Annotated in this window: 16 protein-coding genes; 5 read left to right on the top strand and 11 right to left on the bottom strand. The window is 40.0% G+C overall.

Annotated features, from left to right (window positions below):
* Positions 1 to 6: 6 nt before the first annotated feature.
* Entirely contained in the window at positions 7 to 786 is a 780-nt protein-coding gene (locus FTU09_RS07190; RefSeq protein WP_004972950.1) for a ferredoxin--NADP reductase, read from the top strand.
* Positions 787 to 844: 58 nt separating this feature from the next.
* Here the strand turns inward: FTU09_RS07190 and FTU09_RS07185 are convergent, their stop codons facing one another.
* The 3 genes from FTU09_RS07185 to FTU09_RS07175 all read right to left on the bottom strand — a co-directional run bounded on the left by FTU09_RS07185 (position 845) and on the right by FTU09_RS07175 (position 2,152).
* Positions 845 to 1,030, bottom strand: coding sequence for a hypothetical protein (locus tag FTU09_RS07185; RefSeq protein WP_004972947.1), 186 nt, complete (start codon positions 1,028 to 1,030; stop codon positions 845 to 847).
* Positions 1,031 to 1,050: 20 nt separating this feature from the next.
* Positions 1,051 to 1,305, bottom strand: coding sequence for a hypothetical protein (locus FTU09_RS07180; protein ID WP_179991052.1), 255 nt, complete (start codon positions 1,303 to 1,305; stop codon positions 1,051 to 1,053).
* Between the two features lie 226 nt (positions 1,306 to 1,531).
* Entirely contained in the window at positions 1,532 to 2,152 is a 621-nt protein-coding gene (locus tag FTU09_RS07175) for a cation transporter (RefSeq protein ID WP_096901843.1), read from the bottom strand.
* Between the two features lie 75 nt (positions 2,153 to 2,227).
* On the opposite strand from FTU09_RS07175, the gene FTU09_RS07170 reads away from it, so the two are divergent.
* Positions 2,228 to 2,629, top strand: coding sequence for a MerR family transcriptional regulator (locus FTU09_RS07170; RefSeq protein WP_136144351.1), 402 nt, complete (start codon positions 2,228 to 2,230; stop codon positions 2,627 to 2,629).
* Between the two features lie 51 nt (positions 2,630 to 2,680).
* Here the strand turns inward: FTU09_RS07170 and arsH are convergent, their stop codons facing one another.
* From arsH to FTU09_RS07155, 3 genes are all read right to left on the bottom strand, one after another.
* Positions 2,681 to 3,382: an arsenical resistance protein ArsH gene (gene arsH / locus FTU09_RS07165; protein WP_178865848.1), complete on the bottom strand. Its 702-nt coding sequence runs from the start codon at positions 3,380 to 3,382 to the stop codon at positions 2,681 to 2,683.
* Between the two features lie 72 nt (positions 3,383 to 3,454).
* Complete coding sequence (arsB, locus tag FTU09_RS07160) at positions 3,455 to 4,513, bottom strand: ACR3 family arsenite efflux transporter (protein WP_179993715.1); 1,059 nt, start codon at positions 4,511 to 4,513, stop codon at positions 3,455 to 3,457.
* A gap of 4 nt (positions 4,514 to 4,517) precedes the next feature.
* Positions 4,518 to 4,835 (bottom strand): metalloregulator ArsR/SmtB family transcription factor, encoded by a 318-nt coding sequence (locus FTU09_RS07155; RefSeq protein ID WP_004972936.1) that lies wholly within the window; start codon positions 4,833 to 4,835, stop codon positions 4,518 to 4,520.
* A 98-nt stretch (positions 4,836 to 4,933) separates the two neighbouring features.
* Here FTU09_RS07155 and arsC point away from each other — a divergent pair, with 98 nt between their 5' ends.
* From arsC to FTU09_RS07140, 3 genes are all read left to right on the top strand, one after another.
* Positions 4,934 to 5,362, top strand: coding sequence for an arsenate reductase (glutaredoxin) (arsC, locus tag FTU09_RS07150; RefSeq protein WP_154320582.1), 429 nt, complete (start codon positions 4,934 to 4,936; stop codon positions 5,360 to 5,362).
* A 315-nt stretch (positions 5,363 to 5,677) separates the two neighbouring features.
* Positions 5,678 to 7,060, top strand: a complete 1,383-nt coding sequence (gene yegQ, locus FTU09_RS07145) for a tRNA 5-hydroxyuridine modification protein YegQ (RefSeq protein ID WP_131261785.1) — start codon at positions 5,678 to 5,680, stop codon at positions 7,058 to 7,060.
* Positions 7,061 to 7,087: 27 nt separating this feature from the next.
* The gene (locus FTU09_RS07140; RefSeq protein WP_004972931.1) at positions 7,088 to 7,357 is read left to right on the top strand and encodes a YfhL family 4Fe-4S dicluster ferredoxin; all 270 of its coding nucleotides are present in this window, start codon (positions 7,088 to 7,090) and stop codon (positions 7,355 to 7,357) included.
* A gap of 236 nt (positions 7,358 to 7,593) precedes the next feature.
* Here the strand turns inward: FTU09_RS07140 and ahpF are convergent, their stop codons facing one another.
* The 5 genes from ahpF to FTU09_RS07115 all read right to left on the bottom strand — a co-directional run.
* Positions 7,594 to 9,159, bottom strand: a complete 1,566-nt coding sequence (gene ahpF / locus FTU09_RS07135; RefSeq protein ID WP_096901839.1) for an alkyl hydroperoxide reductase subunit F — start codon at positions 9,157 to 9,159, stop codon at positions 7,594 to 7,596.
* 216 nt (positions 9,160 to 9,375) lie between these two features.
* On the bottom strand, positions 9,376 to 10,293 hold the full coding sequence (locus FTU09_RS07130; RefSeq protein ID WP_131261786.1) for a hypothetical protein: 918 nt from the start codon (positions 10,291 to 10,293) through the stop codon (positions 9,376 to 9,378).
* Positions 10,294 to 10,349: 56 nt separating this feature from the next.
* Positions 10,350 to 11,477 (bottom strand): toxic anion resistance protein, encoded by a 1,128-nt coding sequence (locus tag FTU09_RS07125; protein ID WP_104852204.1) that lies wholly within the window; start codon positions 11,475 to 11,477, stop codon positions 10,350 to 10,352.
* A 30-nt stretch (positions 11,478 to 11,507) separates the two neighbouring features.
* Complete coding sequence (locus FTU09_RS07120) at positions 11,508 to 12,299, bottom strand: hypothetical protein (protein WP_004972923.1); 792 nt, start codon at positions 12,297 to 12,299, stop codon at positions 11,508 to 11,510.
* A gap of 172 nt (positions 12,300 to 12,471) precedes the next feature.
* Positions 12,472 to 12,699: zinc ribbon domain-containing protein (locus tag FTU09_RS07115; RefSeq protein WP_180008988.1), on the bottom strand; the 228-nt coding region annotated here is incomplete at its 5' end.

The raw sequence follows: 12,699 nt of genomic DNA, 5'->3' as shown, positions 1-12,699 counted from the left end.
CCTTTAATGGCTGCTTTCAACGTCGAAAAGATTACTCACGTACACCACTGGAATGACACTTTATTCAGTTTTAAAACGACTCGCGATACCGCACTACGTTTTAAAAACGGTCAATTTGTGATGATTGGTCTGGAAGTAAATGGCAAGCCTTTAATGCGCGCTTACTCGATTGCCAGTGCTAACTATGAAGAAGAGCTAGAATTCTTCTCAATTAAAGTACCTGATGGCCCTTTAACGTCTATTTTACAAAAAGTAAAAGTGGGCGATGAATTGCTGGTTTCTAAAAAACCTACAGGCACTTTGGTACTGGATGATTTAAATCCTGGTAAAAACCTATACTTACTTTCTTCAGGTACAGGTCTAGCTCCATTTTTGGCAACCATCCGCGACCCTGAAACTTATGAACGCTTTGAAAAAGTGATTGTGGTTCACGGTACACGTTTCATTTCTGAATTGGCTTATCAAGATTTAATTCTAAATGAATTACCAAATCACGAGTTTTTCCAAGAACTTGGTATTCGTGAAAAACTGGTATATTACCCAACCGTTACACGTGAAGAATATCCAAACCAAGGACGTGTGACCACGGCAATTGAATCGGGTGAAATCTTTGAAAAAATTGGTTTACCACGTTTTAACCCTGAAACTGACCGTGCCATGTTATGTGGTAGCCCTGCATTCTTAAAAGATGTTGCAGCATTACTTGACCAACATGGTTTAAAAGAATCACCACGTATGGGTGAATTGGGCGATTACGTGATTGAACGTGCTTTCGTTGAAAAATAAAAGCTGTTGAATCTAAAAAACCGAGCTAAATAGCTCGGTTTTTTGTCATTAGCATCAATTAACGTACACTGCGACCTTCTTGGTTAGCACGTCCTTCACAGTGTGCACCACCACCAATTACAAACCCACGCTCTGCCTGACATGAACCAATCATACGACCACTCGAATCATAAGTTGTCACTTTTGAAGCACAACCTGTCATCAAAATAGCCGCTGTTAATGCGATTAAACTAGAAATTTTCATTGTATTACCCCTCTAAAAAATTAGTCTTGTTGCAGTGAAATCTGCGAATTATTTGGTATGGTTGGCAATAAACCCGTGCGCTCATCTACTTTAGAATAGTTAATGCCTTGTATGTTGGCACCACCATAACACACAGCTTTAGCCCCCAAAAGAAAGCCCTGTGTAGCGACACATGAACCAATCACTTGCCCTGCAGTATCATAAGTCACTACTTTAGAACTACAGCCAGCCAAAGCAATCAGGCTTGCTATAGAAAATAATTTAATTAGTTTCATTTAACCCTCAATTTAAAAAAAATTAAATATTATTCATCGTGTAAATTATTTTTAAATACATCAATTTATTTTTAATTTTAGTTATATATTATTTTTTGTAAATAGCAATTTGGAATAACTTATCGTTATTTTTACTTCAAATTTTAAAATTATTGCGACTACAAAAAATTAAAAGCACTCCATCTAAATCACTCAAATCAGATGGAGTGCTTTTTACGTTTATTCTTTATTCTGGTACATTCATTCTTCGTTCAGCCAAAGCTTGCTGAATCACATGATATCCCGCTGTTAAGCCCAAACTCGCCATAATCACGGCTACCACAAGATCTGGAATCAAACTACCCGTACCAAATACACCCACTGCCGCCAAAATAACTGCGAAATTACCAATCGCATCATTACGGCTACATAACCACACCGATTTCATATTCGAATCACCATCTCGAAATGCATATAAAATCAATGCAGTAACCACATTGGCTAATAAGGCGATGATCCCAATAATACCCATGGTTATGGCTTCAGGTGGAATACCCTGTATATAGGCATAGATAACCTTGCCCATCACCACCACACCAAACAAGGCCATCGTGATGCCTTTGACCAAAGCCACAGTAGCACGCCAATACAAACTTGCACTTAACACCGCAAGTGAAATCCCGTAATTGACAGCATCTCCAAAGAAATCCAGTGAATCTGCCCATAGGGATGATGAATGGGCATAGGCACCACCTATCAACTCGATAAAAAACATGCTGAGATTGATCACCAATGCAATCCATAACGCGGTTCTAAATTTACTATTCGGTTTGATTGGCGCAGGTTCATGACTACACGTACATGCCATAGACACACCTTCTTTCAAAATGAAACTGTTTCGATTATGCTCATTTAAAACTATAGACTTAGTCCAAGGTCAAGTATGGCACAATATTTAATTCATGAATTAGCTAAAAAAGTTGGAGTCAGCACAGATACAATTCGTTTTTATGAAAAGAAACACTTACTCACCCCAAGCTTTCGTGCCGAAAATAATTATCGCTATTACAATGATGAGGCACTCAAGCGTTTGATTTTTATTAAGCGTTGTCGTGCTTTAGATATGAACTTAAAAGAAATTGAAGCTTTGATTGAATTAGAAAAACAGCCAAAGCAAAACTGCTGCGCCGTGAATGAATTGATTGATGAACATTTAAGGCATGTAGAAGATAAAATTGCCGAGTTGCAGCATTTTCAGCTACAACTTCAGCAACTTAGACAAGCCTGCATCACACAAACAACTATTGATGATTGTCAGATTTTAAAACGGCTCGAAGCCGAATAATCACTCTCTCAGCCTTTTCTCATGCGGTTTTGCTTATCTAAAATTGAATTATCAAGACTTCTGATTAACACGTTGCGACAACTGCTCGGCAGTTTCCACACGTTCAGAATAACGATCTACCAAATATGCTGCTTGCCCGCGAGTCAGCAAAGTAAATTTATATAACTCTTCCATCACATCGACAATACGGTCGTAATAGCTAGACGCTTTCATGCGGCCATCTTCCTCAAACTCTAAAAAGGCTTTAGGAATAGAAGACTGATTGGGAATGGTGATCATCCGCATCCAACGTCCTAAAATACGCAATTGATTGACGCTGTTAAATGACTGCGACCCGCCACACACTTGCATTAAAGCAAGCGTTTTACCTTGTGTGGCACGAATTGCACCTGCAGCAAGTGGAATCCAGTCAATTTGTGCTTTAAAAATTGAGCTCATCGAACCATGACGTTCTGGGCTACACCAAACCATACCTTCTGCCCACGCCAACAATTCATGCAGCTCTTGAACTTTGGGATGTGAAGCATCGCCATCTTCAGGTAAAGGCAAACCTTTGGGATGGAAAATTTTTACCTCAGCGCCAAAGTGCTCCAAAATTCTGCCCGCTTCCTGTACCGCCAAACGACTATAAGAACGCTCACGGTTTGAACCGTACATCAATAAAATACGTGGCGGATGGTTCAACGGCTTTGCCTGCACCTGTTCAAAACTTGGTGTAGGCAATAAATCTAAATCAATATTGGGTAATACCATGCTGCATACTCTTAAAACTAAAATGGGCAACGCATGCCCATGTTTTTATCTTAAACCTCAAAATGAAGAAAATTACTTTGAACTGACAATCGACTCATTTTGATAAAACTTTTTACGCAGCCATAAAGACACACTCACCAAAGCAATCAACACAGGCACTTCAACCAAAGGGCCAATAATCGTGGTAAATGCAACGGGAGAAGCCAAGCCAAACGTTGCAATGGCAACAGCAAGTGCTAATTCAAAATTATTCCCTGCTGCGGTAAAGGAAATGGCGGTCGTCCGTGGATAATCATTGCCCATCCATTTGCTCATAAAGAAGCTAATAAAGAACATGGCAACGAAGTAAATAATCAATGGAATGGAAATGCGTAAAACATCCATCGGCAAGCTCAGTACTTCTGCGCCTTTTAGTGCGAACATCGCCACAATGGTAAATAGCAATGCCAACAGACTAAATGGGCTAATTTTGGGTAAAAAAGACGTTTGATACCAATCTAAGCCTTTGCTTTTCACTAAAATCAAGCGTGTTAAAAAGCCCATCAAAAAAGGAATACCCAAATAGATTAAAACAGCTTGGGTGATTGTCCAAAAACCAACATCAATCACTTGTCCTGCCACGCCAAAATACGGCGGCAAGAAACTCAGAAACAGCCATGCATAAGTACTAAAGAATATAATCTGAAAAATACTGTTAAACGCAACTAATGCAGCCACGTATTGGTTATCACCACAAGCCAAGTTGTTCCAGACCAAGACCATCGCGATACAGCGTGCCAGACCAATTAAAATCAAACCTGTCATATATTCAGGATAGTTTTGCAAGAAAATAATCGCCAAAGCGAACATCAAACACGGAGCAATCAACCAGTTTTGTACCAAAGACAACAACAAGGTTCGGCGGTCTTTAAACACTTCTGGCAAAGCTGCGTAATCGACTTTTGCCAATGGTGGATACATCATCAAAATCAAACCAATCGCAATGGGAAGATTGACTGTTCCCACACTCATTTGATCTAAGCTTGCCGATACTGCAGGAAATACCACGCCAATCGCAACACCTAGCCCCATGGCAATAAAAATCCATAAGGTCAGATTACGATCTAAAAAAGAAAGTTTGGACTGTGCCATGTGCTTACTCGCAATGTGTTGCAATTGTAGGGTTGATGTGCGTCATCGGGCTGACATCTTGCTGCGCGATAATATTTAAAACAGCAAACGCCCATTCGGGTAAATCTGGGTTCAAACGGTAATACACCCACTGCCCCTGACGTTGATCTAGCAAAATAGATAAATTCCGTAACAACGCCAAATGACGTGATATTTTCGGTTGATTTAACTGCAATTGTTCTGTCAATTCGCATACACAAATATTGTGTTGAGCCATCACCAATTTCAGAATGTCCAGTCGGGTTGGGTCTGACAAACATTTAAAAAAATCAGTTTGATTCATTTTTTATCTGCACTTCAATATTAACTATTGCGAATATACGCATATCCATATATAAATGCAATATTGAATTTTTATCGGACTAAAACGGGTCACTACACATGAGCAACAGCATCAAAATTTTTCATAACCCTGCCTGTGGAACGTCACGCAATACTTTAGAATTAATTCGTAATACAGGACAAGAACCTGAAATTATTGAATATTTAAAAACCCCACCTACACAAGCTGAACTTACTAGCATGATTCAACAAGCAGGTTTAAGCGTGCGCGATGCAATCCGCAAAAATGTAGAACCATACGAACAGTTGCAACTTGAAGGTAGTTCACACAGCGATGCGGAATTAATTGCATTGATGGTCGAGCATCCGATTTTAATTAATCGTCCATTTGTCGTGACCGAGTTAGGTGTGAAATTGTGCCGCCCTTCTGAACTGGTCTTAGACTTGCTCACTCAACCACAACTAAAAAGCTTCAGCAAAGAAGATGGTGAGGTGGTCATTGATGAACATGGGCAACGAGTACGTTAACACGCTTTTATCCATCAGAAATTGATTATAGGCAATGAGTCAAATTGGTATGAAAGTCCCTTCTCTTAGATTCTGTATGGCTCAGGATGAGGAACTTTCTATATCAAGATCATTTACAACAGATGCTCTCCATGTGATGGATAAAACATGCTTTCTAATTTCAGATCAAAACGACCTTGCAAAACCACTGATTGAATTTTTATCTCCCTTCCCAAGCAGCACGAGTTTTCTTCTGAATCCCGAGCTATTTACTAGGTTGAATCCTAAATTTAGATTCATACAATAAAGCCATATTTCTGCTATTGCTTTTTGATCATGACCATTTCCCACGTCACCGAACTTCTCTCTCCTGCTGGTTCTTTAAAAAACATGCGCTATGCCTTTGCTTATGGTGCAGATGCAGTCTATGCAGGTCAGCCGCGTTACAGTTTGCGCGTGCGTAATAACGAATTTGATCATGAAAACTTAGCAATTGGTATTCAAGAAGCACATGAATTAGGCAAAAAGTTTTATGTGGTGGTGAACATCCAACCGCATAACAGCAAACTCAAAAACTTTATTCGTGACCTAGAACCTGTGGTTGCCATGCAACCCGATGCGCTGATCATGTCTGACCCAGGTCTGATTATGATGGTGCGTGAAAATTTCCCCGACATGCCTGTACATTTATCGGTACAAGCCAATGCGGTGAACTGGGCAACGGTGAAATTCTGGCAAAATATGGGTTTAACCCGTGTCATTCTTTCGCGTGAATTGTCGATTGATGAAATTGAAGAAATTAAAAACAACGTGCCTGGCATGGAAATTGAAGTATTTGTGCATGGTGCGCTGTGCATGGCCTATTCAGGTCGTTGCATGCTTTCAGGCTATATGAATAAACGTGATGCCAACCAAGGCGCATGTACCAATGCCTGCCGTTGGGAATATAAAATTCACGATGCAAAAGAAGATGAAACAGGTGACGTAATTCCTGTCAAAAATCTTTCTGAAACTGCCGATGCAGATGAACAACACATGCAGGCACAGCATCAATTTAACGAGCCTGTGTTATTACAACGTAATGACGAAGATATGTTTGCTGCCGAAGAAGATGAACACGGCACTTACTTTATGAATTCTAAAGATTTACGTGCAGTGCAGCACGTTGACCGTTTAACTAAAATGGGCATCCATTCACTAAAAATTGAAGGTCGCACCAAATCTTATTTCTACTGCGCACGTACTGCACAAATTTACCGTAAAGCCATTGATGATGCACTTGCAGGCAAACCATTTGACCCTGCATTAATGACTCAATTAGAAGGCCTAGCTAACCGTGGTTATACCGAAGGTTTCTTGCGTCGTCATGTGCACAGCGAATACCAAAACTACGAAACAGGTTCATCAAGTTTTGATCATCAGCAATTTTGTGGTGAAGTCTTAGAACGCAATGGTGACTACATTAAAATTGATGTAAAAAACCGTTTTGTAGTGGGCGATTCTTTAGAATTGATGACGCCACAAGGCAATATCTATTTCACTTTAACTGAAATTAAAGATAAAAAAGGCAATCTGATTGAAGATGCCAAAGGTTCAGGGCATATTGTAGAAATCCCTATACCTGCAGATGTCGATATGCGTTATGCCCTGCTGATTCGCAACTTACCAAATTCGACTGCAGATATTTCTGCCTCATCGTTGGCTTATCAAGCCAACTAAGTGGCAATAAACTAAGCGAGTATTGCGATGGCACTCCTGATTACCGACCAATGCATCAATTGCGATATGTGCTTACCCGAATGCCCGAATGAAGCAATTTATGAGGGTGAAAAGGTGTATGAAATTGATGTGGCGCGTTGCACAGAATGTGTTGGGTTTTATGACTATCAAACCTGCGTTTCAGTCTGCCCAATTGAATGTATTATTCCGCATCCTGAGCATGTCGAAACCAAAGAGCAGCTACAGGAAAAGTTTAATCAGTTGAATTTATTTGGACAAAATAATAAGGCTAATTAGACTGAAATGAATCTAACTGCTGTAAATCAAACTGGATGTTAAAAATAAAAAAAGAACTGAGTTGTTAGCCGACTCAGTTCTTAAAACCAAAAATAGAATAAATAAACTTTTAATACTGTGCGATAACGCACTTTACTGAACATAGCGCCTGAGTATTGGGGAACTCAGGCGCTATCTTTTTAGCGAATACAATTTAAGGATGGTTAATCCGCGTATTCAGATGTATTCGTTCAGACTTATTGACCTGAACGGATGATGTAATCAAATGCTGAAAGTGATGCTTTCGCGCCTTCACCTGTTGCAATGATGATTTGCTTGTACGGTACAGTTGTACAGTCACCTGCCGCAAATACACCTTTTACATTGGTTTCATTGCGCTCATTTATCACAATCTCACCACGATTCGTCAGCTCTACTTTTGACTCTTTTAAGAAGTCCGTATTTGGTAATAAACCAATTTGTACGAAAATTCCTGCAAGTTCAACAGTATGCTCAACATCTGTCGCACGGTCTTTATATTTCAATGCAGTCACTTGTGCGCCATCACCAATCACCTCAGTCGATAATGCATTGGTAATTACAGTAGTATTTGGCAAGCTGTTCAATTTGTTTTGCAAGACTTGGTCTGCACGTAATTTAGTATCAAACTCTACCAAAGTCACATGCTCTACAATCCCTGCAAGGTCAATCGCTGCTTCTACACCTGAGTTACCACCACCAATCACTGCAACACGTTTGCCTTTAAACAACGGGCCATCACAGTGTGGGCAGTATGCCACGCCGCGGGTACGGTATTCTGCTTCACCAGGTACATTCATCTCTCTCCAACGTGCACCTGTAGACAAGATCACCGTTTTCGATTCAAGTGTTGCGCCATTTTCCAAAGTCACTTCGACCAAACCATTGGCAGTTTCATCAGCACCTTTAATGGCAGATACTTTTTGTAGATTCATAATATCGACATCGTATTCACGCACATGCGCTTCCATTTCTGCCGCAAACTTTGGACCTTGTGTTTTTTGGATAGAAGTGAAGTTTTCAATATCCATGGTATCCATCACCTGACCGCCCATACGCTCAGCCACAATACCTGTACGAATACCTTTACGTGCTGCATAGATTGCAGATGTATTCCCTGCAGGGCCGCCACCAATTACCAAGACATCAAACGCCTCTTTGGCATTCAGTTTCGCTGCATCTTTGCTCGCAGAATCTGTATCTAATTTAGCTACAATTTCTTCCAAAGTCATACGACCTTGACCAATGTGGTTGCCATCTTGGAATACCATCGGCACAGCCATAATTTTGCGCTGCTCAACTTCTTCTTGGAAGAATGCACCATCAATCATGGTTGCTGTTGTGCCAGGGTTGTAAATCGCAATGAGGTTCAAAGCTTGTACTACATCTGGACAGTTGTGGCAGCTCAACGATACAAACACATCAAAGTGAGATGAAAGATTCAATTCTTTGATTTGCGTTAATACTTCATCCGATACTTTTGGTGCATAACCAGAAGTTTGCAATAAAGCCAAAATTAATGAAGTGAACTCGTGCCCCATTGGTAAACCTGCGAAGAATACGCGCGGTTGCTCACCTACTTTTGCAATCCCAAAACTTGGTGCACGTGCGTTGTTACCGTCAAAACGTGCAGTAACTTGTGGCGAAAGTGCTGCAATTTCTTCAACCAATTCTTTAATTTTGGCAGATTTATCAGAACCATCTAAAGTCGCGACAAGCTCGATTGGGCTTTCAAGACGTTCTAATAAAGTTTTAAGTTGTGTAGAAGTATTTTGGTCTAACATGGCTAACGTCTCCAAGGGAGTAAATTTATTTGTTGATGTCATCTTACGAAAAATAGTTACATAGGGGAAACGGTTTATTTTTATATTTATGATCGTTTTTTTAAATGATAGTGAGTTTCAAGCTTACTATTTCATTTAAAATACCTAAAGCTATTCAATTTAGACATTAACATAAAAACTGAATGTCTGCCTTAAGCAATTGAGCCTAATCATTTTTTATTCAAGTTGTTGTTGAATCCGCAGAATACGCTGCTGTAAATGTCGCGATAAAAACCAGAGTACCGCAGACAGTATTAACATAAGCGCCATAACCGCGAGATTCATATAATAAACCAGCGTATTTAATTGCTGTGCTTGCTGCACTTGCTTATGTACGCTTTGCGCCATAGGCGTTAAAGCTTTGCCATAAACTTGCTGCTGCATCGTCCATAATTGTTCAGGTTTAAATCCATAATGTAAAAATTGCGGATCTTGCTGCTCTGCTTTGACCAAGGTCAACACTTGCGGAATGGCTGCATCTTTATCTGCGGGATGATGCATCAATGCCGTTTGCGCCAACAAATAGGCTTTAACAGGCGCTGCCATTTCTGCATTTTGTAAATAACGCGCCAATTCACTTTCTTGAATGTGCTTTTCATAATGCACAATTTTGGCATATACCTGCTGCGTATCATCTTGTCGGTCATGCTGAACATAACTCAATGCCGACCAAAGTAAAATAAAACTCAGCAACCAAGCTACAAATTTCAAGACAAAGGACTGAAAGCGAATATAAAAAAAACGAATTTTCTTGAGTAGATGAACTAGTACGAATGCACCAATAAATGACACCGACAGTTTTAAAATCAACCAACCCAACCAGTTCAACAAACTGAAAAAATAATCAGGTTGCTGCCCTAAATTTGCCAAAGTCGCATCGACACTTGCAGGCATGTGTAATTGCTGAACTTCAGTGCTTAAACCAAAGAAGCTATAAATCACATCTTGCTGAATAAAAAAGCCAATTGCCGATATAAGCACCACCGTCATAGACAGCACAGCCAAAAAACTGAGCTTTTTTTGACGCTGCTGTAATGCCACAACACCTGTTTTTAGCTGCTGTGGCTGAATGGCATATTCATCAAGTGGGGGCAAATCCGACTCCTTATCAGGTAAATTTCAGATTAAATGAAGTCATTGTCAAAATGCATTTATTGACCAGACTGTTGACTTGAACCAATCACCAATTGATTCAGATTCTCCTGTAAGGCTCGCAAACGCGTAGTCGCTTCTGCACGTTTTTGCATGCCTTCTTTTTGTACCTGGATCACATCGTTCACTGTTTTAATGAGGGTATTTTGTACGTGTTCAAGGGTTTCAATATCAATCACCGAACGCTGATTGGCTTTGGCAGTATCAACCGAGTTTTGATGCAATAAATCTGCATTACGGCGCAGCAATTCATTGGTGGCATCATCAATACTGTTGGCCAGTTGCACACTGTTTTTCTGCTCATTTAAAGAAATCGCCAAACTAATCTGGTTTTTCCACGCAGGTAAGGTAATGTTTTTAATCGCATAAAATTTATCGACCAACATTAAATTATTGGACTGGATAATCCGAATCATCGGCAAAGTTTGCATGGCAGATTGTTGCAACACCTGCAAATCACTCACCCGCTTTTCTAAATTATTAGCAAGATGATTGAGATCATAAATTTTTTGAGTCGTGGTCTGATCCTGCGGCTGCGCGGAAAATTCAGAAATTTGCTGCTGAATTTCCTGCTGTTTTAACTTACCTGCTGCAATATAAATCCCCAATTGTTTATATTCATCTTGCACACCATGAAACATTTTATCCAGTGTATCTACACGGTTTTTTAAACCATTTTGTGAGCTTTCAATTTCTGTGACCAGACTATCAATTTGCGCTTTGGTGCTGTTAAAGTTTTGATCAAAACTTTGTTTAGCGCCTTTTAACTTATTGAATAAACCACCCAAAAAGCCACTGCTTTTGTTTGGATTTAAAATACTGTTGGTATTTAACTGCTGTGCAACCTGCACCACCTGATTCAGCTTTTGCCCTGTGACATCCAAATCCTTATTTTGCACCAAACCTAAAAGCTCATCGGTATAACTTGACGTTTTAGTGGCGATATTTTTGCCATATTCTGCAACCGAATGATGGCTAAGATCGCTTAATTCTTTACGCGCAGCCAGCACCTCCTGAAAGTCATCAGGCTGTAAGCCAATTTCCTGCAAATTGAGTTGCTGAAATTGTTGCTGAGTCTGTTCATCACTCACTTGCACAGCGACGTTGCGTTGTTCAGAAGTTGTCATATTTCGCCTCTATCTAATCAAAACCATGCCTTATGATTGCGCAGGTTTTTCTAAGGATTTTCTTAATGTCTTAATTAAATGCTCACGACTTTGATCCAGCTTTTCTAGCTGACTGTGTGAGCCACTTTGCTGACTTTGTTTGACATGATATTGCCATGCAGGAATGAGTACCTGCTGCGCTTCTTTAAAGCGATCTAACAAACTAAAAGAGAGTTGCTGTGAAAGTTGCATTTGAGTAATCGCAATATCATTACTACTTTGCAAAGTCTTTAAACTATAAATTTTCTTGGCCAGTCGTTCGCTAAAATTATCCAAAGGATGCTGATTGCGCACAAATCGTGGATATTCCACTAAAAACTCATCGGCAGCTTGAATGTATTTCGCCATTTGCTCACGCAAACCAACCAACTGCTGAAAACGTGATTGTGATTTCTGAATTTCGATTTGCAGCTTTTGGCTTAAACGATCTGCTTGTCCTAATAAATGATCTAGGTTTTTATAATATTGCACTTGCCCCGCGCCATATTCCAAATCTATGCCTAGCCACTTTTGTAGTGCATTAAACTTACGTTGCTTTAACACTTTTTTAGATTTGCCAAGCGCCTGAATCAACTGCTCAATGGTCACACTCAATTGCTGAGTTAAATGTGGATCCACTCCATCCAATAAAACTGACTGCGCTTGAATCACCTGATCTGCATAATGATTTAGACGATATTGATCATTCAACAACGGAACTAAATCATTGCGTTGAATCGCCAAAAGCTCTGCACGATCCACCGTAATCTCTTGCAAAGGCAGTAACACTTCAAACTGAGCCATAGACCATCACAACCCTCTTTACATGATTTTATAGTACGTGTTTTTCGGCTAAGGTCATGTAATATTTTGCAATTTTTTATTTCGATCTGCTTAAATGCTTTTTTATAGATTCGCATAACATCAGTCACAAGATGCCTGATTCAAAACACCAGTGCTTGACATCCTCACCCCCTTAAAAGAGGGTGATTCCTACAGCTAGACGCTTATGCCCAAGCGCAAGAATGTTTAGAGCTGAGTTTATATCTCGATCATGAACTGTACCACAGCTCATGTACTCCCATTCTCTTATTCCAAGATCTGTCCTACCTTTGGGACTACTTGAGGTGATCTCACCGCAGCACGAACAGATTTGGGTGGTATAGGCTTCTTGGACTTCTTCAAACAATACGCCTGCGTTCTC

This window comes from Acinetobacter sp. YH12058, assembly GCF_013419805.1.
GTDB lineage: Bacteria > Pseudomonadota > Gammaproteobacteria > Pseudomonadales > Moraxellaceae > Acinetobacter > Acinetobacter towneri.
The sequence above is the reverse complement of the archived record's forward strand: the minus strand, read 5'-3'. Positions and strand labels throughout refer to the sequence as shown.

Bases quoted from the DNA above. Each gene is read 5' to 3' on its own strand.
- FTU09_RS07190 (WP_004972950.1), top strand. From the start codon at position 7: ATGGCTGCTTTCAACGTCGAAAAGATTACTCACGTACACCACTGGAAT.
- FTU09_RS07185 (WP_004972947.1), bottom strand. From the start codon at position 1,030: ATGAAAATTTCTAGTTTAATCGCATTAACAGCGGCTATTTTGATGACA.
- FTU09_RS07180 (WP_179991052.1), bottom strand. From the start codon at position 1,305: ATGAAACTAATTAAATTATTTTCTATAGCAAGCCTGATTGCTTTGGCT.
- FTU09_RS07175 (WP_096901843.1), bottom strand. From the start codon at position 2,152: ATGGCATGTACGTGTAGTCATGAACCTGCGCCAATCAAACCGAATAGT.
- FTU09_RS07170 (WP_136144351.1), top strand. From the start codon at position 2,228: ATGGCACAATATTTAATTCATGAATTAGCTAAAAAAGTTGGAGTCAGC.
- arsH (WP_178865848.1), bottom strand. From the start codon at position 3,382: ATGGTATTACCCAATATTGATTTAGATTTATTGCCTACACCAAGTTTT.
- arsB (WP_179993715.1), bottom strand. From the start codon at position 4,513: ATGGCACAGTCCAAACTTTCTTTTTTAGATCGTAATCTGACCTTATGG.
- FTU09_RS07155 (WP_004972936.1), bottom strand. From the start codon at position 4,835: ATGAATCAAACTGATTTTTTTAAATGTTTGTCAGACCCAACCCGACTG.
- arsC (WP_154320582.1), top strand. From the start codon at position 4,934: ATGAGCAACAGCATCAAAATTTTTCATAACCCTGCCTGTGGAACGTCA.
- yegQ (WP_131261785.1), top strand. From the start codon at position 5,678: ATGACCATTTCCCACGTCACCGAACTTCTCTCTCCTGCTGGTTCTTTA.
- FTU09_RS07140 (WP_004972931.1), top strand. From the start codon at position 7,088: ATGGCACTCCTGATTACCGACCAATGCATCAATTGCGATATGTGCTTA.
- ahpF (WP_096901839.1), bottom strand. From the start codon at position 9,159: ATGTTAGACCAAAATACTTCTACACAACTTAAAACTTTATTAGAACGT.
- FTU09_RS07125 (WP_104852204.1), bottom strand. From the start codon at position 11,477: ATGACAACTTCTGAACAACGCAACGTCGCTGTGCAAGTGAGTGATGAA.
- FTU09_RS07120 (WP_004972923.1), bottom strand. From the start codon at position 12,299: ATGGCTCAGTTTGAAGTGTTACTGCCTTTGCAAGAGATTACGGTGGAT.